This is a genomic window from Sphingomonas degradans, assembly GCF_053502645.1.
Window position 1 is genome coordinate 4,367,488 of record NZ_CP177172.1, and the last position, 24,831, is coordinate 4,392,318.

The 24,831-nt window shown below is 67.7% G+C and carries 18 protein-coding genes and 1 tRNA gene; 14 read left to right on the plus strand and 5 right to left on the minus strand.

Features of this window, described 5'->3' with window-relative positions:
• Positions 1 to 101: 101 nt before the first annotated feature.
• Positions 102 to 2,942 carry a glycosyltransferase gene (locus ACG3SL_RS20125; RefSeq protein ID WP_448662921.1) on the minus strand — a complete coding sequence of 947 codons (2,841 nt, stop codon included), beginning with the start codon at positions 2,940 to 2,942 and terminating at the stop codon, positions 102 to 104.
• A gap of 86 nt (positions 2,943 to 3,028) precedes the next feature.
• Here ACG3SL_RS20125 and ACG3SL_RS20130 point away from each other — a divergent pair, with 86 nt between their 5' ends.
• Together ACG3SL_RS20130 and ACG3SL_RS20135 are read left to right on the plus strand one after the other, a co-directional pair.
• Positions 3,029 to 6,001, plus strand: coding sequence for a glycosyltransferase (locus ACG3SL_RS20130; protein ID WP_448662922.1), 2,973 nt, complete (start codon positions 3,029 to 3,031; stop codon positions 5,999 to 6,001).
• A 7-nt stretch (positions 6,002 to 6,008) separates the two neighbouring features.
• The gene (locus ACG3SL_RS20135; RefSeq protein WP_448662923.1) at positions 6,009 to 7,679 is read left to right on the plus strand and encodes a tetratricopeptide repeat protein; all 1,671 of its coding nucleotides are present in this window, start codon (positions 6,009 to 6,011) and stop codon (positions 7,677 to 7,679) included.
• On the opposite strand, the gene ACG3SL_RS20140 is transcribed toward ACG3SL_RS20135, so the two are convergent.
• Positions 7,585 to 9,444, minus strand: coding sequence for an O-linked N-acetylglucosamine transferase, SPINDLY family protein (locus tag ACG3SL_RS20140; RefSeq protein ID WP_448665184.1), 1,860 nt, complete (start codon positions 9,442 to 9,444; stop codon positions 7,585 to 7,587). The genes ACG3SL_RS20135 and ACG3SL_RS20140 overlap by 95 nt on opposite strands.
• A gap of 716 nt (positions 9,445 to 10,160) precedes the next feature.
• Positions 10,161 to 10,234, minus strand: a tRNA-Gln gene (locus tag ACG3SL_RS20145).
• 229 nt (positions 10,235 to 10,463) lie between these two features.
• Between ACG3SL_RS20145 and ACG3SL_RS20150 the strand changes: the two genes are divergently transcribed.
• Together ACG3SL_RS20150 and ACG3SL_RS20155 are read left to right on the plus strand one after the other, a co-directional pair.
• Positions 10,464 to 11,516, plus strand: a complete 1,053-nt coding sequence (locus tag ACG3SL_RS20150) for a Ppx/GppA phosphatase family protein (RefSeq protein ID WP_448662924.1) — start codon at positions 10,464 to 10,466, stop codon at positions 11,514 to 11,516.
• The gene (locus tag ACG3SL_RS20155; RefSeq protein WP_448662925.1) at positions 11,513 to 12,229 is read left to right on the plus strand and encodes an RlmE family RNA methyltransferase; all 717 of its coding nucleotides are present in this window, start codon (positions 11,513 to 11,515) and stop codon (positions 12,227 to 12,229) included. Before ACG3SL_RS20150 ends, ACG3SL_RS20155 begins: the two co-directional genes overlap by 4 nt.
• A gap of 217 nt (positions 12,230 to 12,446) precedes the next feature.
• Here ACG3SL_RS20155 and rpoZ read toward each other — a convergent pair whose 3' ends face one another.
• On the minus strand, positions 12,447 to 12,791 hold the full coding sequence (rpoZ, locus tag ACG3SL_RS20160; protein WP_448662926.1) for a DNA-directed RNA polymerase subunit omega: 345 nt from the start codon (positions 12,789 to 12,791) through the stop codon (positions 12,447 to 12,449).
• A 234-nt stretch (positions 12,792 to 13,025) separates the two neighbouring features.
• Here rpoZ and ACG3SL_RS20165 point away from each other — a divergent pair, with 234 nt between their 5' ends.
• Positions 13,026 to 14,192, plus strand: coding sequence for a phospholipase D-like domain-containing protein (locus ACG3SL_RS20165; RefSeq protein ID WP_448662927.1), 1,167 nt, complete (start codon positions 13,026 to 13,028; stop codon positions 14,190 to 14,192).
• Positions 14,193 to 14,212: 20 nt separating this feature from the next.
• Here ACG3SL_RS20165 and ACG3SL_RS20170 read toward each other — a convergent pair whose 3' ends face one another.
• On the minus strand, positions 14,213 to 14,566 hold the full coding sequence (locus tag ACG3SL_RS20170) for a hypothetical protein (protein WP_448662928.1): 354 nt from the start codon (positions 14,564 to 14,566) through the stop codon (positions 14,213 to 14,215).
• 159 nt (positions 14,567 to 14,725) lie between these two features.
• On the opposite strand from ACG3SL_RS20170, the gene ACG3SL_RS20175 reads away from it, so the two are divergent.
• Genes ACG3SL_RS20175 through ACG3SL_RS20215 form a run of 9 tightly spaced genes read left to right on the plus strand, consistent with a single transcriptional unit; the run spans position 14,726 to position 24,819 of the window.
• Positions 14,726 to 15,391 carry a response regulator gene (locus ACG3SL_RS20175; RefSeq protein ID WP_448662929.1) on the plus strand — a complete coding sequence of 222 codons (666 nt, stop codon included), beginning with the start codon at positions 14,726 to 14,728 and terminating at the stop codon, positions 15,389 to 15,391.
• A complete protein-coding gene (locus tag ACG3SL_RS20180; RefSeq protein WP_448662930.1) occupies positions 15,391 to 18,477 on the plus strand; it encodes a sensor histidine kinase in 3,087 nt (1,028 codons plus the stop codon). The genes ACG3SL_RS20175 and ACG3SL_RS20180 overlap by 1 nt, the downstream gene beginning before the upstream one ends.
• A complete protein-coding gene (fdhD, locus tag ACG3SL_RS20185) occupies positions 18,467 to 19,276 on the plus strand; it encodes a formate dehydrogenase accessory sulfurtransferase FdhD (RefSeq protein WP_448662931.1) in 810 nt (269 codons plus the stop codon). Before ACG3SL_RS20180 ends, fdhD begins: the two co-directional genes overlap by 11 nt.
• Positions 19,273 to 19,803 carry a molybdenum cofactor guanylyltransferase gene (gene mobA / locus ACG3SL_RS20190; RefSeq protein ID WP_448662932.1) on the plus strand — a complete coding sequence of 177 codons (531 nt, stop codon included), beginning with the start codon at positions 19,273 to 19,275 and terminating at the stop codon, positions 19,801 to 19,803. Before fdhD ends, mobA begins: the two co-directional genes overlap by 4 nt.
• 49 nt (positions 19,804 to 19,852) lie before the next feature.
• Entirely contained in the window at positions 19,853 to 20,296 is a 444-nt protein-coding gene (locus ACG3SL_RS20195) for a MarR family winged helix-turn-helix transcriptional regulator (protein WP_448662933.1), read from the plus strand.
• On the plus strand, positions 20,293 to 22,341 hold the full coding sequence (locus ACG3SL_RS20200; protein ID WP_448662934.1) for an FUSC family protein: 2,049 nt from the start codon (positions 20,293 to 20,295) through the stop codon (positions 22,339 to 22,341). The genes ACG3SL_RS20195 and ACG3SL_RS20200 overlap by 4 nt, the downstream gene beginning before the upstream one ends.
• Positions 22,338 to 22,553, plus strand: coding sequence for a DUF1656 domain-containing protein (locus ACG3SL_RS20205; RefSeq protein WP_448662935.1), 216 nt, complete (start codon positions 22,338 to 22,340; stop codon positions 22,551 to 22,553). Before ACG3SL_RS20200 ends, ACG3SL_RS20205 begins: the two co-directional genes overlap by 4 nt.
• Positions 22,550 to 23,425 (plus strand): efflux RND transporter periplasmic adaptor subunit, encoded by an 876-nt coding sequence (locus ACG3SL_RS20210; RefSeq protein WP_448662936.1) that lies wholly within the window; start codon positions 22,550 to 22,552, stop codon positions 23,423 to 23,425. Before ACG3SL_RS20205 ends, ACG3SL_RS20210 begins: the two co-directional genes overlap by 4 nt.
• On the plus strand, positions 23,425 to 24,819 hold the full coding sequence (locus ACG3SL_RS20215; RefSeq protein WP_448665185.1) for an efflux transporter outer membrane subunit: 1,395 nt from the start codon (positions 23,425 to 23,427) through the stop codon (positions 24,817 to 24,819). The genes ACG3SL_RS20210 and ACG3SL_RS20215 overlap by 1 nt, the downstream gene beginning before the upstream one ends.
• Positions 24,820 to 24,831: the final 12 nt, after the last annotated feature.

A 24,831-nucleotide genomic window follows, 5' to 3' on the forward strand; every position in this document is an offset into this window, starting at 1 on the left:
CTAATTGCGCCTCAAGGCTGGAGGCTGTCATTCGCTCGTCTTGCGCCATGCTGTGGTTCCGGATCGCCGTCCGGGTGCCTGGCTTAAAAAATCCTCAAATATTACAAAAGGATCGGTGCGTCCCAGGGGATGTATTGCACGAGCGATCCGCCGTTTCGGTCGGGACGGAAAAACGTGCTCGCCGCCGGATTGATCAGAGCGGCGGTGCCGGAAAATGTGCTGTTCGATGTCGCGACGATATCTGCATGGGAGAGGATGTGGAAATCCGGCAGAAACTCGATACCCTCCGGCGCCGCCGGCAGATCGCGACCGATGATCGGGTGATAGCTGCGAAAGGCGTCGGCGATATCCGGCGCATCGGTTGCGATGAACAGGACCGGCGCATCCAGGTCAGACCAGATTTTGGACAGCCAGTCGAGATACCATGCCGTGGGGGCGATCCAGAATGGACCCCATCCATAATCGCCACGTCGCAGATGAATCGCCACAAGCGTGCGGCCCGCGCGCCGGACTTGCGAAAGCGCGTCGTTCAAAATCGGTGCTGCGTGATGGCCGGGGTTGAAAAGCGCACGAAACCGCGCGCGATCCCCGGCCCAACCGCTGACATCGCCGCAGAAATAGCCGCGTATGTCATGTTGCGCGAAGCAGCCTGTGCGGTCGGCCGCCAGGTCGATCCGTTGTTCGTCGATCGCCGGCAGCGGGTCTCCGGGCAGCGGATCGTCCAGGTCGAACAGGTGACGGCCAAGCCAGTCCGGGGTCTCCAGCGTCAGGCCGTGACGTTCGGCATAGAGCCGCAGAAATCCGTATTGCAGCAACTGGTTGCCGAACCGTCCATCCAGCCCCAGCCGGGTCGCGGAAATCCGTCCTCCTTGCGCCGCCGGCGGGCGGGGAGGGCATGCGGGCCCCCAGCGGCGTTTCAGCAGCAGCAACGTTCGCCGGGTAAAGGCCTCTCCGAAGCCGGGATTGCATGCGATCGCCCGATCCCAGGTTGCAAGCGCATCGTCGTCGCGGCCGTCCGCCTCCAATGCCTTGGCCCAGCTCGCCTGGGCCTGATACAGCGTCGGCGCGATCGAGGCGGCGCGCTCGGCCTCGGCGGCGGCTTCATCGTAGCGGCCCAGCATACGCAGCGTGTCCGACGTCTCCGCCGCAATGTCTCCCCGTTTCAGCGCGAGCACGGATGCCTTCGACAGATGAGTCAGCGCGCTCTGCTCGTTGCCGCGTTGCCGAAGCGCGAGCCCCAGCTGATACAGCGCATTCACATGGTCGGGCTGCCGATCCAGTGCCGCCTGCAGGCATGGGATCGCCGCATCGATGTCGCCCGTCTCCATCAGCAGCGCTCCGACATTATACTGTGCGCTCACCAGATCGGGCTGCAACCGCGCGGCGTTGCGGAATGCCTCAAGGGCAGCCTCTCGCTTGTCCTCGCGATGGGCGGCAACGCCCAGATCGAACCAGGCCCCGGCTGCGCCGGGCGCGTCGGCGACGACGCGTAGCGCGCTCATCGCTTCCCAGAAGCGAAGGTCGCGGACCAGTGCTTGCGCCAGCGCGAGGTGGAGGCGCGCATCCGTCGGCCGGATCGCGATGGCAGCACGCAGCAACGGCAGCGCACGACCGTGCTGATCGCGATCAAGCCACATCTGGGCCAGTTCAACAACGGGCGGCGCCCCGCCAGCGGCGTCATCGACCAGCAATGCGCAGAGGCGCGCCAGTTCCGTCTGCTCCTCCGCAAGCGCCGCCTCGCGCCGCGCCGCATAGATCCGTCGGCGCATGAGGATTTCCGCAGCGCGATAGCGCGGTGAAATGTCACGGTAGGGATCGGTGGGAACGCCCGGCGTACTGGTCATGTCCGCATGCATTTTGTCCAGCACATTTCCGGGACTCATGCTGTAGAATACGGTCTTGCTCGGCGTGGTCAGGCCGGCGAACCGGGCCATGATGACACGGGAATAGCCGACATCCTCCGCCATCGCCGGTCGAAAGGGTGGCTCGTCGGGAAACCCGCCGGTCTTCTCATGCGCTTCACGACGAATACACAGGTTGCAGGGGTAGCTGCCCTCGGACGCTGCCCGCCAGCCCGGCGTGACCTGATCATCGATCCGGTCAAATATCATCCCGGTCCGAACGAAGGCGGCATCGGGATGCTCCCTCAGCGCTCGCGCCGTCACCAGGAAATGGTGGTCCAGAAAATAGTCGTCTGCGTCCAGGAACCATAACAATGGCCCCATGGCGGCCGCCGCCCCTGCGTTGCGCGCAGCCCCCGCGCCGCGATTGATGCCATGTATCGTCAGGGAAAGGCTCTGATCGGGATATCGCGCGGACCACCCCCGGATCGTCGCAAGCGTATCGTCCTTCGACCCATCGTCAACGATGCTGATATGCACCTTTGCCTCGGTGTCGCCCGTCTCGGCACGATAGCGCGCGATGCACGCCATCACGCTGTCGAGGGCACGTACGACGGTAGCCTGCGCATTATGGGCGGGAATGACCACGCTGCCCAGAAAGTCCCGCTCGCGCCGGGACGTCTGCAGTGCTTCCAGCGCACGAACGAAGCTGCCGTCGCTTTCCTCCGGCGGGATGAACGGCCGGAGTTGCGCGGCGTCCTCATCGCGGCCCTGGATCAGCCGAAAGGCGCCGAGAACGCGGGCGAATGCGCTGCTGATCGGCACAAATTCGGTCAACCATTCCAGTTGAGCGACGGCATCGTCCACATCCTCGGTCTGCGTCCGGGCCAGAAGCTGCTCAAGCAGGATATCAAGCGCGGCGTGCGCCTGTTGATCGAATACGGCCCTGTCGCCGTGGATCAGAAATGCCCGCCAGAACTGGCGCATCGCGCGCAGACCGTCGCCGGCGTGAAGCGCGATGATCGCAATGGCCTGAAGCGCGCTGGTATCGGCGGGATTGGCGACAATCGTTCGCCGATGGTCTGCCTCTCGCAATTCCACGTCCCGTCATTCCCGTTCGTCCGCAGCGGACTTGCCACAGCTTGTGCCTGGTGGAGGTTTCGTACAGATTTGATACTGCCAATCCAATGACCAACATCATGTTCATCGACCCCCTCGGCTGGGACTACACCCCCCAGACTCCGCGGGAGATGCCGTTGGGAGGCTCGCAGTCCGCGCTCTGCTATCTTAGCGAAGCGCTCGCATCGCGGGGCGTGAACGTCACGCTCATCACGGGCACAAGCGCGCCGGGCTTCGTCCGTGGCGTTGTCTGCGTAAATGGCGCGCAAAGGCCCTGGGATCATGTCGCAGGCGCAGATCTGGTCGTTGTCCTCAACGAATGCCCGCCGGAAATGGCGGTCAAGCTGCGGGCCAGCCTCTCGATCGATGCCCGGCTGGTCCTGTGGACCCAGCATGCCCATGGGGAACCTGCCATCGCTGCCCTGCGCGACGCGGCAATGCGCGATGTCTGGGACTATTTTGCGTTTGTAAGCGAGTGGCAGCGGGACGCGTATGTCCGTGCCTTCGGCATTCGCCCGGCGCGCTGCACGGTCCTGCGCAATGCCGTAGCGCCAAGCTTTGCGCACCTGTTTGCCGCCGGCCAGCGGATCATGGACGCCAAGGCGTGGCCCCCGACGCTCGCATATACCAGTACGCCCTTTCGGGGGCTGGACGTGCTGCTGGACAGTTTCCCGACCATCCGTTCTGCGGTGCCCGGGGTTCGGTTGGAGGTCTTTTCCAGTCTGGCACCCTATCGGGTCGCGGCAACCGCGGACCCCTACGGGGCGCTGTACCGGCGCTGCGCGGAAACCGACGGCGTCGACTATGTCGGCGCGGTATCGCAGGCGGACCTGGCCGATCGCCTGCGTGGCGTGACGGCGCTCGCATATCTAAACCGCTTTGCTGAAACGTCCTGCATCTCGGTGATGGAAGCGCTGGCGGCCGGGTGTCTGGTGGTGTCCAGCCGACTGGGTGCGTTGCCGGAAACGGGGATGGGCTTTGCGCATCTGACGCCCGTACCGTCCGATCCGGCGCAGCACGCCGCGCTTTACGCACAGCATATGATCGGGGCCCTGCGCGACTATCGCAAAGGGGAGGGGACCGAGCGGCGACTGCGTGCGCAAGTGGATCATGTGAATGCAGCCGTTACCTGGGCCAACCGCGCCGACGCATGGATTGCATGGATCCAAGACATCCAGGACGGATTGACCGTACCCTCCACGATGGCGATCGGGCGGGCGTTGCAGGCGCGCGACCCGGATCGGGCGGCCGCATTGTGTCGTCGGGCGATCGTGGCCGCGCCGCAGGACGGCGTGGCATGGCGCCAACTGGCCGAAGCGGATATCGCCCGCGCCCGCTGGACTGCGGCGGCGCGCCATCTCGCCCGCGCCGCGCATCTTTCCGGGACGGTGGCGGTGCCCGCTGCACTCCTTGACGGGCTGGCGCGCAATCTGGCGAGCGATCCGCTGGACGATCGTCTTGCTGCCGCGGCGGCGCTTGCGCGTTTCGCACCGTCCGCTGCACGTGCATTGGCCAGCCGCTGCGCGGGTGTCGCCACGGACCCGGAGGATGCCCTGCAATGGGTATCGCGCGCCTGGGCAGAGACGCAAAGCGGACGCCATGCAGAGAGCCTGGGTCTCCTGAATGCCATGGTATCCGCGCTTGGCGCGAAGGCGTTGGCGGGTGATCAGGCGCGCAAGTCAGCGCGGCGTAGCATAGAGAGCGCGGAACAGGCGCTGCTCGTCAATGCAACGCCACCCTATGCAGCGACGACGCTCCGGCAGGTCGCCGCGCTGTGCGAAGCGCTGGGCGAGGGCGCGCGAGAATTACGCAGCACCGCCGATCAACTGGACCTGCTCGACGTGGACGACACCGCGAACGCGGCGCTGCTGATCGTGTTCGTGCTGGGCCGCCGACGCCTTGCTCAGGGCCGCCCCGCCGATGCCCTGCCGCTGTTGAAAAGGGCGGTGGACTGGGGCGCCGGGGCGGCAGTGACGCCATCGCTCCTGGACGCCAGTATCGCCCAGTCGCAGCGCGTGCTGCTGGATGCGATTCATCTTCTGATGGAAACGGGGCGGCAGGGGAAGGGGCCGGCGGGGTGGCGCCGCAGTGCGGCAGACATGATCGCCCATGTCGATCAATCGCTGCTGCTGGAGCATAATGGCGAGGACAATCGCAGCAAATCCTGGGGTACGGTGCGGGGATTTGATGCCTGGCTCCGCTTTAGCGAAGTGCCGAGCCCGCCAACGCCCGCGACGCCGGAGCGGCGCATCATCGACTGTTTTCAGTTCTACAACGAGTTGGACCTGCTGGAAATCCGCCTTGCCGAGCTTGCCCCGGTGGTGGAGCGTTTCGTGCTCGTCGAGGCGCGCTACACCCATGCAGGCGATCCGAAGCCGCTGTATTTCGATCAGAACCGGCATCGATTCGCAGCCTATCTGGATCGCATCGACCATGTGATCGTCGAGGATGATCCGGGCGGTTTTTCGTGGAAGCGCGAAGGCCATCAGCGCGAGGCGATTGCACGCGGCATTCCCGATCTGGCGGATGACGACATGGTCCTGATCAGCGACGTGGACGAGATTCCGCGCCGTCGCGTAATCGCCGCGCTGCGCGAGATGCCCGCCGATCTTTATTCGCTGCAACTGGCAATCCACCTCTATTTTCTGGACCTGAAGTCGCCGGAACCCTGGATATCGGCGGCTGCCGCGCCGGGCCGACTGATCCGGCGCATCGGTGTGAATCCTGTCCGCTATCTGGTGAAACAGGGCATCGGTCGCACGATCGAGGATGCGGGCTGGCACTTGACGTGGATGGGCGGACTGGACGGTTTTCGGGAGAAGATGCGCGCATACGCCCACCGCGAGAATAGTGCCGGTTTCGAGGCTGTCGGGGATAGTGAGGCCAGGCTGAAGCGTTTCTATGCGACCGGAACGTTCGACGCCGGCTTGGTGCCGGGCATGTGGAGCGATCTCAGCCGGGTGGCTGTCGACGAGACCTTCCCGGTCGGGATTCGCGAACAGGTGGATCAGTTTCGGGCGCGCGGCTGGCTGTGCCCGTGACGTCGCGGTGATCGCCGACGCGCGGCTGGCGCAGGCCGAGGCTGCGCTGGAGGGCGGCGATCCCCGGCGCGCCTTCGCGATCGGCGCTGCGGTGCTGGCGGAGATGCCCGCGCATGTGCCCGCGCTGCTCGTGACGGGAAGGGCCGCGTTGGCGGCGGGTATCGTGGAGGCTGGGCGAACCCTGCTGCTGGGAGCGCTGCGCCATAGCGCGGTCGATGCGCACGTCTTTGCCCAATTGCCACGGCGCGAAATGGTGTCGCACCATTTCGAGCGTGGACTGGAGCATCTGCACGCGCGTCGCTCCGACCCGGCTATCGGCTGTTTCGAGGCGGCATTGCGAGAGCAACCGCAAAACTGGCACGCGCAGGTCAACCTTGGCGTCGCATTCAAGCAGGCGGGGCGCGTGCAGGAGGCAGAGGATGCCTATCGGCGCGCACTGTCCATGGCGCCCGACCATCCGCAGTTGCTCGGCAATCTGGCGAACGCCGTCGTGCTGCGCCCGGATGGCGTCGAGGAGGCCATTGCGCTGCAGTCGCGCCGTATCGCGTTGGAGCCCCGCGAGGCGCAGGCATGGCTGGGACTAGGCCAGGCGTTGCGCCGCGCCGGGCGTACCGCCGAGGCAGAAGCCCTTTGTCGCGAAGCCATAATGCGCGATCCGGAGCATGTCGCCGCCCATGTGACGCTGGCGATGCTGCTGCTGACCCGGGGGGCATGGGCGGAGGGATTCCGCGAATATGAATGGCGCCGCCGGCTGCCTGCATTTCGGCCCGGCAGCGACCCCGATCCCGTGCCGGAGTGGGAGGGGCAGCCGATCGGTCAGCGGACGATCCTGCTGCACGCCGAGCAGGGCCTGGGCGATGTGATCCTGTTCGCCCGCTTCGCCGCGTCGCTTGCCCGAGAGGGCGCAAAGCTCTGGATTGCCTGTGATTCCCAGCTTGTGCGCGTGATGGCGTCGGTGCCGGGCATTGCCGGGGCGTGTGACAATGACGGGCCGATGCCGCCGCATGCGTTGCAGGCACCGCTGCTGAGTGTCCCCTATCTCGGCGCGATCTGCGACGTGGCAGCGGATGGGCCCTATCTGACGGCCGATCCGGCGCTGGTCGCGAAATGGCGCACCCGACTTCCGGCCGCCTGCGGATTGCGCGTCGGCGTGGTGTGGGCAGGGAACGCATCCTTTCCCGGCGATGCCGAGCGCTCGCTGAATCTTTCGATGCTGCTGCCCATGGTTCGCGCCTTGCCGCACCTGACGTTCGTTGCGTTACAGAAAGGCGATGGACGGCGGGATCTGGAGACGCTCTGCGAACCGTTGCCCGGCAATTTCCATGATGTAGGCGATGGTATCGGTGACTTTGCGGATACGGCCGCGATCATGGCCTCGCTCGATGTCATCCTCTGTGCGGATTCAGCGCCGGCGCATCTGGCCGGAGCGCTGGGTCGTCCAACCTGGGTACTGCTGCCGCCATTTGGCGACTGGCGCTGGGGCGAGACGGGCGAGGCCACGCCCTGGTATCCGCAAATGCGTTTGTGGCGGCGCGCTTTCGGGGAGCCCTGGAGCGCGGTGCTCGCGCGGGTGCAGGCCGGCCTCAGTGAAGTGGCGGAACGTCGATGGATTGTGGCGGCAGACCCGCCGCATGACGGCGCCACAGCATCCGATAGGCAGCCTCCAGGTGACGAGTGAAGCGGCTGCTGTCGAACAAGGGGCAGGACCAGCGGCTGTCGGCCAGTCGTCTTTTCCATTCGGCGATCTTATCGCGGTCTTGCGCCAGGCCGATGGCAAGATCGACATACGCCTTGCGGGATGTCGTCACCAGTTCAGGCGCACCCGCTGCGCGCAACAGGCCCGCCGCAACGCGCGCGGCAAAGCCCTCTCCCCGGCGCGTGACGACCGGCACGCCCGCCCATAAGGCGTCGGACGTGGTCGTGTGGCCGGTATAGGGAAAGCTGTCGAGCATCAGGTCGGCTGCGCCGAGCCGGGCGATATGTTCGGCCTGCGGGACCGGCGCTGCGAACCGCAGCCGGTCGGCCGCGACACTCGCGTCGGTTGCATATCGCCGCAAATTGTCGCGCGCCCTGTCGTTCGCCGCATAGAGCCACAGCACCGATCCCGGCACCGCGCGCAGGATCTGCATCCAGTCCGCGAAATGCGCCGGTCCGATCTTGTGCGGCGCATGGAGCGCGCCGAACACCACGCCTTGTGCGGGCAATCCCAGTTGAGACCGATCGATCGCGCCAGGCAGCGGTCGTTGACGGTCGTTGGGTTGATAGCTGTCGGGCAGCCGGACGATGGCCTCCGCGAACCATGGCTGATGCTCCGGCGGGGTAACCGTCTGATCTCCGAAGATATAGTCGAATGTCTTCGTGCCCAGCGTGCCCGGATAGCCCAGCCACCCGATCTGGATCGGTGCCAGGCGCCGACCCAGCAGATCCAGCCGCGCGCCGGCGGTATAGCCTTTGAGGTCGACGAGGATATCGACGCCGTCACGGGCGGCGAGCGATCCGACCTGATCGGCATCCAGCCGGCGGATATCCCGGACGGCGTCGAAGCCCGCCGTGAGCCGCTGGCGCATAGGCCCCTGATCGACCGGGCCGTGGGAATAGGCCAGCACGCGGAAGCGGCTTCGGTCGTGCTTCTCGAAAATTTCGGCCGCCAGATAGGCCGTGGCGTGATCGTGGAAGTCCCCGGACAGATAGGCGATGGTCAGCCGCGCTTCAGGATCAGGCAGCGGATCTGCGGCCTTCCATGGCCGTGCCTCGCCCAGAAAATCCCGCGCGAACCGTCGCGCGGCCTTGTGCTGCTGGGCAGGGCTGAGATCGAGGAGAAGGTCGGCGAGCGGCAACAGGGCGCTGCAATCGGCTTCGATCATGCCGCGCAGGCTGGCTTCGATCGGGGCATGATCTCGCCAGTCGCAAATCGAGCGACGGGCCGCGAACAGCGCGCTCAGTATCCGGCCGTTATCCGGGGCCAGCCGCGCCGCCCGCGCATAGGCATCGGCCGCCAGCGGAGGATCATGTCGGCGGGCGCTATGGCCCAGTTCCTGCCAGGCTTCGGCCCAATCCGGCGCCAGCGCGACGGCGGCGCGATGTGCCGAGACCGCCTGTCCAGCCCCGCCCTCGTCTCGCAATGCCTTCCCCAATCCCAAAAGCGCGGAAATAGCGTCCGGCTTCAGGCGCAGGGCCTGTGCAAAGGCGGCTTGCGCCGCCGTACCGTCGCGCAGCGCCAGATGCGTGTTGGCCAGCATGGTCCAGAATTCCGGATTGTCCGGCGCCAGCCTCAGCGCGCGCGACTGCGCCAAGATTGCCGCGGTCGCCTGTCCGGTGCCGAGCAACTGGCCGCCAAGGTTCGCATAGGCGTCGGCCAATCCGGGCGCCAGAACGATGCAGCGCCGAAATGCAGCGACCGCCCGCGCAGGCTCGCCCTTCGCGGCTTCGATCGCGCCGAGCATCAGCAGCAATTCGGGCCGATCGCCAGAATGTTCGAGGGCCGCCCGGCATTCCGTCCACGCCGCCGCCAGTTCGCCGCGCTGGTACAGTGACAGAATATGTCGCAGTGCCGCAAACCAGTCCAGCGTCGCCCTCCCCCGTTCCGCGTTCAGCCTAGATACGCAAACGCACCGCGGCTAGGGCCGATCGACATTCAGGAAGCCCCCCCGGAGGGCAGAGTGATCGCATCCAAAATACGCCGTCGCCCTGAACTTGTTTCAGGGCCCAACCCTCCACGGGCGACGCCACGGCCTGTTGCCCGATGGATGCTGAAATAAATTCAGCATGACGGACAGGGGAGGGGGCGCGTCCCGGTCCCTATGCGTTTCGCCTGTCGATACGGGGAGATCAACGCCGAATGTCGATCCGCCCTAGGGCGCATAGCAGCCCCAAGTAGCTCCATGTTGGGCCAGAGAATAGCGCGCACGGTGGTAGGAAGGGGGGCTGCGTAGCCACGCCCCCATGTCTTGCAATTATTTCAATACGTTATTCGGGGGCGTCAACGTCGTCCCGCGCTTTCCAAGGTCGACGGCAAATCCGCTGTGCGAATCGCAGAGGGCAAGATTCGGGCTGCGAAGCACTACAAATCAAATAGCTAACGCATATGGGAGCCGATGAGGGGCCGGTTTAGGCTTCGCTCTCACAACCCGCTGAAACACAACGGAATTTTTCGGTAGTCTGGATGCCCCGTGAGGATTCGAACCTCAATTGACGGAGTCAGAGTCCGTAGTCTTACCTTTAGACGACGGGGCAACAGGCGGGTGCCTCTAGGGCGCGGAAATCCGCCGGTCAAGGGATTTGATGCGAACCCCGTGCGGCATGGTTTTGCCGCACGGTGCGGCAAAACGGGTGCGCGCGCGTTTGTGCGAGCGTGTGCGCAGAGCGCTCGCCTTGCCCTTGGCCGCGTGCTGGGCTAGCCTGAATCCAAGCACCGGGCGGCGAATTTTTGCCGGGACGGACAGAACATAAGTGAGTGTATGCAATGGGGGATGGCTCCGCCAGACTGCCCCGCCAGCGGAATAGTGGCTCCGCCCGGCCCGAATCACCGCCACAGGACCGTCCCGCGCGCGCGCGCTGGCCGGAATCCCGACATTTCGCCGCGCTCGATCTGGGCACGAACAATTGCCGGTTGCTGATCGCGCGGCCGCAAGGCTCGGGCTTTGCCGTGGTCGATGCCTTTTCGCGCATCGTGCGGCTGGGCGAGGGGCTGGCGACGACGGGGCGGCTGTCCGACGCGGCGATCGATCGCACGCTGGCGGCGCTGCGCATCTGTGCCGAGAAGCTGAAGAAGCGCAATGTCGCCCTCGCCCGCTCGGTCGCGACCGAGGCATGCCGCCAGGCGAGCAATGGCGCCGCCTTTATCGAGCGCGCCTATCGCGAGACCGGCATCGCGCTGGACATCATCACGGCGGAGGAAGAGGCGCGGCTCGCGGTGCTGGGCTGCCATGCCCTGCTCGAGCCCGGCGACGGCCCCGCACTCGTATTCGACATCGGCGGCGGATCGACCGAGCTGGTGCTGGTCGATTCGCGCGAGCCCGTGCCGCGCATCCTCGACTGGCACAGCGCGCCCTGGGGCGTGGTGTCGCTGACCGAATCGGTCGGGCAGTTCGAATCGGTCGAGGGGCGCGCGGCGGCCTATGCCGAGATGCGCGCGCGGGTGGCCGCCAGCTTCGCCCCGTTCGTCGCCCGGCTGCGCAAGCCGCGCGGCACGCCCCGCTTGCTCGGCACCAGTGGCACGGTGACGACGCTGGCCAGCGTCCATCTGGGGCTGCCGGCCTATGACCGGTCGGTCGTGGACGGACTGATCGTGCCCGCAGCAGCAATGCGCGAGGTCAGCCGCCGCATCTCGGCGATGAGCATGGCCGAGCGGCGGCAGGTGCCGTGCATCGGCAACGAGCGCGCCGACCTGGTAGTGGCCGGATGCGCCATCCTCGAATCGATTCTGGACCTGTGGCCGGCGGAACGGCTGGGCGTGGCCGATCGCGGCATCCGCGAGGGCATTTTGCGCCGTTTGATGAATGGGAAGACATTGTGAGCAGAGGCGGAGGGGGCGGGCATACGCGCGTCAAGACGGCGCGGGGGCGGACGCCGCAATCGAATCGCTGGCTCGAGCGCCAGCTCAACGACCCCTATGTGAAGCGCGCCAAGGCCGAGGGCTATCGCAGCCGGGCGGCATACAAGCTGATCGAGCTGGACGAGAAATTCGGCTTCCTGAAGGGATCGAAGCGCATCGTCGACCTGGGCATCGCGCCGGGCGGCTGGACGCAGGTGGTGCGGCGGCGGCTGCCGAAGGCGGCGGTGGTCGGCATCGATTTGCTGCCAGTCGATCCGATCGAGGGGGCCACGATCTTCCAGATGGATTTCATGGACGATGCCGCGCCGGGGCTGTTGATCGACGCGCTGGGCGGCGCGCCCGACCTGGTGCTGTCGGACATGGCGGCCAACACCGTGGGCCATCCGCAGACCGACGCGCTGCGCACGATGGCGCTGGTCGAGACCGCGCTCGATTTCGCGATCCACACGCTCCAGCCCGGTGGCGCCTTTGTGTCCAAGGTGTTCGCCGGCGGCGCCGATTCGCAGCTGGTCGCGGAGATGAAACGCAACTTCACCACCGTGAAGCACGCCAAGCCGCCGTCGAGCCGCAAGGGTTCGGTCGAGTGGTTCGTGGTGGCACAGGGGTTCAAGGGGCGCGTCGATCCCGACGACGGCGAATGGGATTCGACCTATCGCGACGATCCGGAGGGCTGATACCAAGTCGCGTTGAGCGCTCATACCGCCCGCCCCGCCTCCCCACCCGACCACCAAGGATACCATCAGGCTATGGTGGTCGGGTGGGGAGGCGGGGCGGGCGGTGCATGGGTTCATGTCAATGAACCTTGGTATGACCCACTCAGGGCACGAAAAAGGGGCCCGGACTTGCGTCCGTGGCCCCATTTTCTTCAGGTTGCCATAGCGATGGGCTGAATCAGCCCTCGTAATCGGCGCCCAGATTCTGGTTGCGGGGAGGGGCCGCCGCGGTCAGGCGCAGCGCCTCTGCCGACGCCGACAGCGAGCCGATTTCGTCCGGGGCTTCCTCGTCGTCCACCTGGACGCGCTGGAGGCTGGAAACTACCGATTCCTCGAGATTGCGCGGGTGCACGGTCTCTTCGGCGATCTCGCGCAGGGCGACGACCGGGTTCTTGTCGCGATCACGATCCAGCGTCAGTTCGGCGCCGCCGGAAATCTGCCGGGCGCGCTGCGCTGCAAACAGCACCAGGTCGAACCGGTTTGGAACCTTGTCGACGCAATCCTCGACGGTTACGCGCGCCATCACCGCACTCCTTGGACTAATGGTGTCTGGAAAGGCCGGGCATGTACGCAGGGGGGGCACGCTTGTCAAGGAAAGCGGGCGCGCCGGTCCGGGATGAACTTTACGATGCCGTTCCGAGTTTAGGTCGCTGTCGCCCTGTCGTATCGGATTTGCCGCCTCATGCCCTTGCCGCAGCCTGCTGAACGATCGCCAGACACCCTTGCGCCGGGCGATGCGCTCCCGCATCACGCCGGGATGGACGCGGCGTTGCAGCCCAGCTTCACGGTAGCGGGCAATCGGCTCACGATGTTGCCCGACGGGCCGGAGCGGATGGCGCAGCTGCTGGGGCTCATCCGGGGCGCGACGCGATCGCTGCGGGTGCTGTATTACATCTATGTCGATGACGCGGCGGGCGCCGCTGTGCGCCAGGCGCTGATCGAAGCGGCGGCGCGGGGCGTCGCGGTCCAGCTGATCGTCGACGGGCTGGGCAGCGAGCAGGCGGCGAGCAACCACTTCTTCGACCCGATGGAGGTTGCCGGCGTACGGGTGTGCCGGTTCGTGCCGCGCTGGGGACGCCGCTATCTGTTGCGCAATCATCAGAAGCTGGCGCTGGCCGACGAATCGCGCGTCATCATCGGCGGCTTCAATATCGAGGACAGTTACTTCGGCACGATCGAACAGGCGGCGTGGCGCGACCTGGGGCTATTGGTCGAAGGGCCGGCGGCGGGGCGGCTGGTCGGCTATTTCGATGCGTTGGCGCAGTGGGCGAGCCGCAGCAAGCCGCCGATGCGCGCGTTGACCCGGACGCTGAAGGCGTGGAGCGAGCCCGCAGGCGCGGCGCGCTGGCTGTTCGGCGGGCCGACGCGGCGGCTGTCGCCCTGGGCACGCGTGGTCAAGCACGACATGGATCGCGCTCGCGCGATCGACCTGATCGCAGCCTATTTCGCGCCGAATCCGTCGATGCTGCGGCGGCTGGACAAGGTCGGGCGGCGGGGCCGCGTGCGGTTGGTGCTGCCGTCCAAGCTCGATCACGGCGCGGCGATCTGGGCCGCGCGCTTCACCTATGCCGGGTTGTTGCGCAAGAAGGTGCAGATCTACGAATATCAGCCGACCAAGCTGCACACTAAGCTCTTCGTGATCGACGATGTGGTGCACATCGGCTCGGCGAATTTCGACATCCGCTCGATGTTCCTGAACCTGGAGCTGATGCTGCGCGTCGAAGACGCCGCCTTTGCCGCGCATGTCCGCCGTTATGTGGAGGGCGAGATCGCGCAGTCGGAGCGGATCACGTCGGACGTCTATGCGGCGCGGACGGGGCGCTGGACGCGGATCAAGCAATTCTGTGCGTATTTCGTGATGGCCGTGCTGGACTATAACGTCACCCGGCGGCTCAATTTCGGGCCGCGCCAGCGCGACGCCTGAAACGGTTTCGAGGCGGCCTCTCAGCCCAGTGCCCGTTTGGGAGCGTCGATAGGGGAGCCATTGCCGCCCAGTCCGGCATCGGCCAGAATCTGCTGCGATCGTCGCGCGGCCGCGACGATAAGGTGCAGGGCGTGGGCGATTTCATCGGCATCGACGCAATCCTGCGCGCTCCACTGGATCGCCGCCGCGCTGGCCATGACGATGCTCTGCAACTGATCGCGAAAGCCGGGGGGGAGCGCCGAATCGCCGACGGGATAGGTCGCGGCGGACGCCTCTGGCGCGGCGACACGCCGGGGCGCGCCCGCGGCGTAGGTCCGCGTCGCTGGCTTCGATACTGCTTCGGGCACCGAGCAATTCGTCGCATTGCCGCTCATGCATGTCGTCCTCGCTGGAGTCGGGGCGCATCATCTGCGGAAAGGGCAGCGAATCTAAGCCCCATTTAGGGGAGTGGGTTTCACCTGAAAGTGTCTAGCCGGATGGCCCGTGCGAGTGGCATTGATGCAATGCACCTATTTTGCCCGGGCCTTTGCGCGATGAGTGAGTACCCAGATTTTGCGGCAGGCGACGACGCCGGCCTCCCGCCGCGCATCCGCATCCTGATCGCCGACGATCATCCCATGTTGCGCGAGGGTGTATCCGCCGTCATCGAGATGCAGGCCGACATGGAAATCGTCGGCGAAGCGGAAGATGGCGAGGAAGCCATTGCCCGATACGAGCAACTGCGCCCGGACATCACTCTGATGGACCTGCGCATGCCCGGCACCAGCGGCGTGACCGCGATCGAGGCGATCCGCAGGAAGCACCCCGATGCGCGGATCATCGTGCTGACGACCTTTACCGGCGATGCTCAGGCGCTCCATGCACTGCGCGCGGGCGCTTCGGGCTATCTGCTCAAGAGCAGCCTGCGCCGCGACCTGCTCGACGCGATCCGCAGCGTCCATGCCGGGCGCCGTCACCTCCAGCCCGAAATCGCGGCGGACATTGCGCTGCACGCGATCGACGATGCGCTCTCGCCGCGCGAGATCGACATTTTGCAGCTGATCGCGGGGGGCAATGCGAACAAGGAGATCGCCCGCGCCCTCCAGCTTTCCGAAGATACGATCAAGTCGCATATCAAGAGCATCTTCGCCAAACTCTATGTCAGCGACCGGACCCACGCCGTGACGGTGGCCGCGCGGCGAGGCATCATCGACCTGTGATGGCGGGGCTGCCGCGCCCCGTTGCCGCGATGCGCGGTCTGGCAGCCGCAGCGCTGCTGGCCCTGCTCGCGATCGCGGCGCATGCGCAGGCCGATCGCGCGCCGCCGCTTGTCGATTTCAAGCATGTCGGATGGTCGATCGAGGACGGCGCGCCGAGCCGGATCAACGCGATCGGACAAGGCCGCAACGGCTATCTGTGGCTGGGCGGCGTCGATGGCCTGTTCCGCTTCGATGGCGTGACGTTCGAGCGCATCGAGCGCCCGCAGAGCGACGGCGGGCGCATGGTGGTGGCGCAGGTGATGGGCGCGCGCTCCGGCGACGTCTGGGTCGGGCTTGCGCGCACCGGGGGCGTGGTCGTGTTTCGCGGCGGGCGGCTTGTCGATGCGGGCATGCCCAATCCGTCGCGCGAGGTTACCGACATCGCCGAGGACCGCGACGGCGCCATCTGGGTCGCGCGCGGCGGGCGCAGCCGCGATACGATTGCGCGCTTCCAGAATGGCCGCTGGGAGGAACTAGGCGACGACTGGGGGCTGCCCGAGCAGCAGGTGTGGCAGATATTGTTCGCCCGCGACGGGACGATGTGGGTGGTGCTGGATCGCACGATCCTGCGCCGCCCGCCGGGCTCGCGGCGCTTTCTGCCGACCGGGGAGGCAGTGTCGCGGCGCGCCGGGCTGGCCGAGGACCGCAACGGCCGGATCTGGGTTTCGGACGGAAGCGGCACGCGCGCGGTGCAAACCGGCGCCGTTGCCACGACGCAGTGGCTGACGCGCGCGTATCGCAACGCAGCGGAGGTCGGCGGCAGCCGGATGATGTTCGATGCCAGCGGCGCCCTGTGGAGCACGACCTGGACCAATGGCGTGTTCCGTATCGCAGCGCCGATGGGGGGCGGGCGGCCCGCGCAGGTCGAGACCTTTACGGCGGCTGACGGGCTTTCGTCCGACCAGTCGCACGCGCTGTTCCAGGATCGCGAAGGCAATATCTGGATCGGCACCGAACTGGGGCTCGACATGCTGCGCCCCGCCAGTGCGGTGGTGGAGCCGGCGATCCCGCCAAATTCGGCGCAGGGCTATCGCATCGCGTCGACTGTCGACGGGTCGGTGTACATCTCGGATACCGACACGATCTATCGGATCCTGCCGGGCGCCGGCCCCCGACCGATGCTGAAGGTCGCTGACACGCCGGGTTCGCTGTGCGAAGCGACGGGGGGCGCGATCTGGGTGACGCTGGGCGATCGGGTCTTGCGCGTCGCGCCGGACGGCCGGGTTACCCGCACGCTGCGCAAGCCGCTGGGTGCCAGCGCCTATGGCTGTGCGGAGGATCGGCGGGGGCGGCTGTGGTTCGCAGGTCTCTCGCGGGGGTTGTTCTGGTACGAGCGCGGCGCATGGCATGCCTGGCCTGGATTGTCGGCGAGTGCGGGCGTTCCCGGAAACACGGCGGTGGGGCCGGATGGTCTGGCGGCGATCCTGTTTCGCAGCCCATTGCCCCTGCTCGGCGCCACGCCGTTCACTCCGCTCGTGCGCGAGCAGCTGGGGATTGGCGGGCTGGAAGGCATATTGCCGGGACGCGCCGCGCTGTATGTCAGCGGCGCGCGGGGCATGGCGCGCATTGCCGGCGGCCGGATCCAGCGGCTCGACGGCGAACGCTATCCTTGGCTCGCATCGGTCAACGGCATGGTGCAGACGCCGCGCGGCGAGAGCTGGGCGATCGGCGATGCGGGCATCGTGCGGATGGCCAGCGCCGCGCTGGACCGGGCGTTCGCCGCGCCCGGCACCGCGCTGCCCCACCGCGTCTTCGATTTTCGCGACGGGCTGAACAGTTTCGCGCAAAAGGCGCCGGGCGCGCAGGTGGCACTGGGCGGGGACGGGCTGCTGTGGTTCCTGACGCGCCGCAACGTCGTCCGCATCGATCCCGCGCGGCTTTCGACGAACGCGGCGCCGCCGCCGGTGATGATCCGCGCGGTGGTGGCGAACGGACTGCGCTTTCGCGATCCCGGCGCGCTTCGCCTGGCGGCGGGCACGACCGAAATGGCGATCGACTATACCGCGCTCAGCCTGAGCGTGCCCGATCGGGTGCGGTTTCGGTATCGGCTGGAGGGCGTCGATTCGGCCTGGATCGACCCCGGCACGCGGCGTGAGGCGGTGTACGGCAATCTCCACCCCGGCACGTTCCGGTTCCACGTCATCGCCGCGAACAATGACGGGGTGTGGAACCGGGCGGGCGCGAGCGTGACGATCACCGTGCCGCCGACCTTTCTCCAGACCTGGCCGTTTCGCATCGCCTGCGTCATCGCGCTCGGCCTGCTGGTGTGGTTCGCTTACACGCTGCGGCTGCGGCAGCTGGCCGAGCGGATTCGCGCGCGGCTCGAGGAGCGGACGTCGGAGCGCGAGCGGATCGCGCGCGAGCTGCACGACACGCTGTTGCAGAGCGTGCAGGGCCTGATGCTGCGGTTCCAGTCGGTCGCCGACCATATCGCCGAGGACCACCCCGCCAAGCCGGTCATCAACAAGGCGCTGGACCGTGCCGACCAGATGCTGGTCGAAGGGCGCGACAGGGTGCGCGACCTGCGCAGTGCCGACCGGCGCAATCTGGAAGTCATCCTGGACGAAATCGCGCATGAACAGCCTTTCGAGGTGCACACCAGCGTGGAGATTGCAGCCGAGGGCACGCCGCGGCCGCTGCAGCCCGTGATCCTCGACGAGATCGTCCGGATTTCAGGCGAGGCGCTGTTCAACGCCGCGCTCCACGCGCATGCGAACAAGGTGGTGGTCCGCGTCGGCTATGGGCGCAAGCGGTTGAAGGTCAGCTTTCACGACGATGGCGTCGGGATCGATGCCGAGCGGCTGGTGCGCGCGGGGCGCGAGGGGCATTTCGGGCTGATCGGCATGCACGAGCGCGCGCGAAAGGTGGGCGCGACGCTAACGCTGGACAGCGCGCCGGGGAGCGGCACGACCGTGACGTTCAGCCTGCCGGCGGGGGTTGCCTATCAGCCGGTATCGGGTGCAGCGGATCGCTTCGCCGCGTGGCGGCGGCCCATGTCGGGCCTGTGGCCGCGTCCGCGCCGTGAAGGGAGTTCCGATGGCACATGAGCCGCTGGTGGAGGCGCACCCCGTCGCCGTGGATCGATCGTTCGACGTCGGCACGCCACGTCCCGGCGTCCGGCGCGTGCCCGCCGAGGTGCCGATCGCGATCGAATGCAACGGGATCGGCTATGCCGTGATGATGGCGAGCCCGGCGGCGCTGGAGGATTTCGCCACCGGATTCATGCTGACCGAAGGGCTGGCGGCGCCCGGCGAGATCGTGGACATCGACGTCCATGCCCTTCAGGGCGGTATGATCGTGCGCGTTACGCTGCCCCAGGATCGGCTGGAACCGGTGCTGGCGCGGGCGCGGCGGCGCGTGTCGGAGAGTTCGTGCGGGCTGTGTGGGATCGAGAGCATCGAACAGGTGCTGCGCCCGTTGCCCCCGGTCACGACGCGGATCGCCACTAGCCGCGCGGCGATCCACACGGCGCTGGCCGCGCTCGACGCCCACCAGCCGCTGGCCGCCGCGACGGGCGCGGTCCATGCCGCCGCGTTCTGCACGCCCGACGGGGCGATTGTGTGCGTGCGCGAGGATGTCGGCCGGCACAATGCGCTCGACAAGCTGATCGGGGCGCTCGCGCGGCAGGGACTTTCGGCGGGGGACGGGTTTTTCCTGCTGACCTCGCGGTGCAGCTATGAGCTGGTCGAAAAGACGGTGCGTGCGGATTGCCCGTTGCTGGTGACGATTTCGGCGCCGACCAGCCTGGCGGTCGATCGCGCGCGCGACGCCGGGCTGGCGCTGGTCGCGCTGGCGCGGCGCGATTCGATGCTGGTGCTGAACGATCCGCATGCGGGTATCGCGTGAGGACGCTGGGCGTCGTGCTGGCCGGGGGCGAATCGCGCCGGTTCGGTTCGGACAAGGCAGTGGCGCTGCTGGCGGGGCGGACGCTGATCGATCATGCGCTGGCCGCGCTGGCGCCGCATGTCGATGCGCTGGCGGTGGCCGGGCGAACCTATGCCGGCGGGGTCACGGGTGTCGCGAGCATTCCCGATTATCCGGCGGCGGGGCTGGGGCCGCTGGGCGGGCTGGCGGGGGCACTGCGCCATGCCCGCGCGCAGGGGTTCGCGCGGGTGCTGAGCTGCAGCGTCGATGCGGTGCGCTTTCCCGCCGCGATGCTGACGCGTGCGCCCTGCTATCTCGCCGCGCAGCCGGTGATCGGGCTGTGGCCGGCGGATGCGGCGGAGGCACTGGCGCACTTTGTGGAACACGATCCCCGCCGCTCGATGCGCGGTTTCGCCGCCGCGATCGGGGCAGTCGCGATTTCGGTCGATACGCCGCCCGAGAACATCAATGCGCCCGAGGATCTGGCGCGCGTGGCGCGCGACAGCTGAGGGCAAGTGCAAGGGTTGCATTGGTTAGTTAGCACACTAACTAACCGCGATGCCTCGCGCCGCCCTCGAACGCTCGCTCGCCACTGTCCTCAGCCCCACGTCGCGCGCATGGCAGCGGCTGGCGGACCAGGTGCTGGCCAGCCTCAACGTCTCCAGTTCCAGCGGATGGTGCCTGATCTATCTCGACCGGCTGGGCCCCGATGTCGGCCAGGCCGAACTGGCGCGCACCATCGGCGTCACCAATGCCTCGCTCGTCCGCACGCTCCACCAGCTCGAAGCGGCGGGGCTGGTGACGCGCCAGAGCGACCCCGAGGATCGCCGCGCCAACAAGCTGAGGCTGACCGAACTGGGGCAGGCGCGCGCCACCGAGATCGAGGCGCGGCTGGTGGATATGCGGCGCCAGTTGCTGGCGGACGTGCCCGATGCCGATCTTGAGGCCGCGCTGCGCGTGTGCGCGGCGCTGAACGATAGAATCGCGAACTGGCGCGCATGAGCGACCGGTTCGGCCTTTCGACCGCGATCTTCTCGCTCAAGAGCTTCGCGGCGGCGATGCTGTCGCTTTATGTCGCGCTGTCGATCGGGCTCGAGCGGCCCTATTGGGCGTTCCTCACCGCCTATATCGTCGCGCAGCCGCTGGCCGGGGCGGTGTTGTCCAAGGCGGTGTTTCGCATCGTCGGCACGATCGTCGGCGCTGCGGTGGCGGTGCTGATGGTGCCTGCACTCGATAACAGCCCCGAATTGCTCAGCATCGCCATCGGGCTGTGGCTGGCGCTGTGCGTGTTCGTGTCGCTGCTCGATCGCACGCCGCGTTCGTACATGTTCGTGCTGGCAGGCTATAGTGCCTGCCTGATCGGCTTCCCCAGCGTCGAGGCGCCGGGCGAGGTCTTTACCACTGCCATCCTGCGCGTGCAGGAAATCGGGATCGGGATCCTGTGCGGCAGCCTGGTGCACGGGTTCATCCTGCCCGGATCGGTGGCCGCGCGGCTGCTGGCGCGCGTCTCCGCCATATTGCGCGACGCCGAGGTGTGGTCGCGCGACACCATCGCGCTGACCGAAGTTCCGGGGGTGGATGCGGAGCGGGCGCGGCTGGCGCAGGACATTACCGAGCTGCACCAGCTTTCGATCCACTTGCCGTTCGAGACCAGCGGGATCGCACCGCGCGTGCGCACGGTGCGCGCGCTACAGGACCAGCTTTCGCTGCTGCTGCCGCTGGGTGCGGCCGTATCCGATCGCGTGGCGATCCTGCGCGACGAGCCGGAGGGGCTGACGCCTGCCCTGTGCACGCTGCTGGTCGATGTCCAGCAATGGCTGGATGCGCCCGATGCCGGCCCCGACGCCCGTGCGGAGATTTCGGCGCAGCTGATCGCGCGCTGTGCGGCGCTGGAGCCGGCGATCGACGCCGGGGCATGCTGGACCGCGCTGGTCCAGCTGAGCCTGCTCGCCCGCTTGTCCGCGCTGATCGCCGCGCATCGCGACTGCCGCGACTTGCGCGACCAGATGGCGACGCATCGCCGCGCGCCCGTGACGCCGCGCGTTGCGGAGCTGATCGAGGGGCGGCGCAACCGCGAAGTCCACCGCGACGTGGGCGGCGCGCTGCGCGGGGCGGTGGGCGCGTTCCTTACCGTGGTGATCGGCTGCGCGCTGTGGATCGCGAGCGGGTGGAACGACGGATCGACGGCAGTGATGCTGGCGGGCGTGTTCCTTGCGCTGTTCGCGGCGAGCGACGACCTGGTGGCGCCGCTGCGCGCGTTTCTGATCGGCACCACGCTGGCGGCGATCATCGGTGCGATCTATGGCTATGCGATCCTGCCCCGGCTCGATGGATTTCCGATGCTGGCGGCGGCGATGGCGCCGGTGCTGCTGGTCTGCGGCGCGCTGATGGCGTCGCCGCGCTATGCGTCGATCGCGCTGCCGACGCTGCTCGGGCTAGGCAGCCCGGCGCTGCTGGCGGATCATTATGTCAGTGCGTTCGGCCCCTTCATCAACGGTGCCATCGCCCAGATCGTCGGCATCTGGTTCGCGATCGTGATGGCGCGGCTGCTCCAGTCGGCGGGCGTCGAAGGGGCGATCCGGCGCACGGTGAAGGCCGGATGGACCGACATCGCGGCGCGCAGCAACCTGGAGACCCCGCCCGACCTGCGCGGATGGATCAACCGGATGCTCGATCGTATCGCGCTGCTCGCCCCCCGGCTGGCGGCGCGGGGCGAGGCGCCGGGCAAGCCGCTGTACGATGCGCTGCGCGACCTGCGCACGGGCGTGGCGATCGGCGAGCTGCGCCAGCTGCGCCGCGACCTGCCGCTGGACGAGCGCCCGCCCATCACCAGCGTGCTGGCGGATGTCGGCGCCTATTATCGCGCGCTCGATCCCGGCGCGCCGGCGGCGGCCCAGCCGGCATTGCTCGACCATATCGACGCGGCGCTCGATGCCTTTATCCGCAATCCCGTGCCCGACGCGCGGCGCGCGGCCGTGCTGGGGCTGCTGGCATTGCGGCGCAATCTGTTTCCCACCGCCCATGCCTATCGAAAGGCCGCAGTATGACCGGCGAAGTCGCGATCGGCGGACTTTTCGTCCCCACCCTGCTGATCCTCGCCATCGTCGCACTGATGCTGACGATGGGGCTGATCCGCCTGCTTTCCGCGTTCGGCCTGCACCGCTTCGTCGCCTATCGCGCGCTGGTCGATCTGTGCCTGTTCATCCTGATCCTGGGCCTGCTGGCCTGGCTCCTTCCCCTTAGCGGTATCCGACTATGAAAAACCTACGCGCCACCCTGACCCGCAGCGCCGCGACGATACTGATCGTCGCGCTGGCGATCGTTGTCGCCTGGTGGATGTGGAACCATTACGAGCGCAGCCCATGGACCCGCGACGGGCGCGTGCGCGCCGATGTGGTGCGCGTGACGCCGGACATTGGCGGGCTGATCACCGAAGTCCATGTGCGCGACAACCAGCCGGTGCGCGCCGGCGACCTGTTGTTCGTGATCGACCGGCCCCGCTATTCGCTGGCGCTGGCACAGGCGGATGCGGCGATCGCCAGCGCGCGCGCCACGCTGGGGCAGGCGCGGCGCGAGGCGCAGCGCGATCTGGCGCTGGGCGATCTGGTCGCGGCGGAAAGCCATGAACAGAATGTCGCGCGCGTGGCGACGGCGCAGGCCGCGCTGGCGCAGGCGATGACGCAGCGCGAATCCGCCAAGCTCAATCTGGCCCGCACCCGCGTGACCGCATCGGTCAACGGCACGGTCACCAATCTGGACCTGCATCCCGGCGACTATGTCGCCGCGGGGCAGCAGGCGATGGCGCTGGTCGATACCGACAGCCTGCGTGTCGAGGGGTATTTCGAGGAGACCAAGCTGCCGCAGATTCACGTCGGCGCGCCGGTGGTGGTGCGGCTGATGGGCGAGCCGCAGGACCTGCGCGGGCGGGTGGAAAGCATTGCCTCGGGCATCAACGACACCAGCCGCAGCAATTCGGGCAATCTGCTGCCCAGCGTCGACCCGACCTTTTCCTGGGTGCGGCTGGCGCAGCGCATTCCGGTGCGCATCAAGCTGTTGCAGGTGCCGCAGGGCGTGCGGCTGATCGCCGGGCGCACCGCGACGGTGACGATCCAGCCGACGGTGGCGAAGTGATCCGCGCCGTCGTTCCGCTCGGGAGCACGATCCTCTTGTCGGCCTGCGCCATGGCGGGCCCCGACTATCGCCCGCCCGCGACGGCGGTGGCGAATGCGCCTGCGGCCAACGCCCCCTTTGTCTCCGCCAAAGGCCCCGCGTTCGCGCAGGAGGCGCTGCCCGACAAATGGTGGCGGCTGTATGACGATCCCCGGCTCGACGCGCTGGTCGAGCAGGCGCTGGCCGCCAATGCCGATCTGCGCGTGGCCGATGCGAATCTCGCGCGCGCCGATGCCGTGGTGGCCGAAGCGCTGGCGGGGCGCGACATTACCACCGGCATCAGCGGCGGCGCCGATCTGGCGCGACCATCGGGCACGGGCGGCAGCCTGCCCGGCACGGTGACTTATAGTCTGGGGCTGTCCGCCGCCTATCCGCTCGACCTGCGCGGCAAGATCCGCCGGGCGATCGAAGCGAGCGCTGCGGATCGCGACGTTGTCGAGGCGGCGCGCGATTCGGTGCGCGTCAGCGTCGCGGCGGCGACCACGCGTGCCTATGCGCAGCTGTGTACGGCGAATTATGCGCTGGCGGTGAACCAGCGCGTGGTGAAGCTCCAGCGCGATACGCTGGCGGCGACGCGGCGGCTCCAGCGCGGCGGCCGCGCAACGGCGTTCGATGTCAGCCGCGCCCAGACCGCAGTGGAAAGCAGCGCCGCAGCACTTCCCGCCTATGCGGCGCAGCGCCAGGCGAATCTGTATCTGCTGGCGACGCTGCAGGGAAAGCCGCCGGCCGAGTTTCCGGCGGACGTCGCCGGGTGCGCGACGCTGCCCGTGCTGGCGCGCGCGATGCCGGTGGGCGATGGCGCCGCGCTGTTGCGGCGCCGCCCCGACGTCCGCGCCGCCGAGCGCACCATCGCCGCCGACACCGCGCGGATCGGCGTCGCGACGGCGGACCTGTATCCGCAGGTCAGCCTGGGCGGATCGGTGGGTGCCGCCGGATCGCCCAAGGATCTGTCGCCCAGCGTGTTTGGGTTCAGCCTCGGGCCGCTCATCAGCTGGTCGTTCCCCAATCGCCCGGTGGTGCGCGCACGCATTGCCCAGGCGGATGCGCGCGTCACCGCCGATCTGGCGCAGTTCGATGCGACGGTGCTCACGGCGCTGCGCGATGTCGAGACTGCGCTGGAGACCTATGCCCGGAATCGCGAGCGCACCGACGCGCTGCGCCGCGCGCGGGACAGCGCGGTGCTTTCCGCCGGGCAGGCGGGCAAGCTGTATCGCTTCGGGCGCGGCGATTTCCTGTCGCTGCTCGACGCGCAGCGCAGCCTGGCCCAGGCCGAGGTCGCCTATGCCACCGCGCAGTCGTCTCTGGCGACCGATCAGATCGCAGTGTTCCTGGCGCTGGGCGGCGGCTGGAACTGAGGGGGCGGCGAC

Coding starts and splice junctions, on each gene's coding strand:
- ACG3SL_RS20170 (WP_448662928.1), bottom strand. CDS start 14,566: ATGAGCGGCAATGCGACGAATTGCTCGGTGCCCGAAGCAGTATCGAAG.
- ACG3SL_RS20175 (WP_448662929.1), top strand. CDS start 14,726: ATGAGTGAGTACCCAGATTTTGCGGCAGGCGACGACGCCGGCCTCCCG.
- ACG3SL_RS20200 (WP_448662934.1), top strand. CDS start 20,293: ATGAGCGACCGGTTCGGCCTTTCGACCGCGATCTTCTCGCTCAAGAGC.
- ACG3SL_RS20130 (WP_448662922.1), top strand. CDS start 3,029: ATGACCAACATCATGTTCATCGACCCCCTCGGCTGGGACTACACCCCC.
- ACG3SL_RS20180 (WP_448662930.1), top strand. CDS start 15,391: ATGGCGGGGCTGCCGCGCCCCGTTGCCGCGATGCGCGGTCTGGCAGCC.
- rpoZ (WP_448662926.1), bottom strand. CDS start 12,791: ATGGCGCGCGTAACCGTCGAGGATTGCGTCGACAAGGTTCCAAACCGG.
- ACG3SL_RS20210 (WP_448662936.1), top strand. CDS start 22,550: ATGAAAAACCTACGCGCCACCCTGACCCGCAGCGCCGCGACGATACTG.
- ACG3SL_RS20205 (WP_448662935.1), top strand. CDS start 22,338: ATGACCGGCGAAGTCGCGATCGGCGGACTTTTCGTCCCCACCCTGCTG.
- fdhD (WP_448662931.1), top strand. CDS start 18,467: ATGGCACATGAGCCGCTGGTGGAGGCGCACCCCGTCGCCGTGGATCGA.
- ACG3SL_RS20195 (WP_448662933.1), top strand. CDS start 19,853: ATGCCTCGCGCCGCCCTCGAACGCTCGCTCGCCACTGTCCTCAGCCCC.
- ACG3SL_RS20150 (WP_448662924.1), top strand. CDS start 10,464: ATGGGGGATGGCTCCGCCAGACTGCCCCGCCAGCGGAATAGTGGCTCC.
- ACG3SL_RS20165 (WP_448662927.1), top strand. CDS start 13,026: ATGGACGCGGCGTTGCAGCCCAGCTTCACGGTAGCGGGCAATCGGCTC.
- ACG3SL_RS20140 (WP_448665184.1), bottom strand. CDS start 9,444: ATGCTCGGCGCGATCGAAGCCGCGAAGGGCGAGCCTGCGCGGGCGGTC.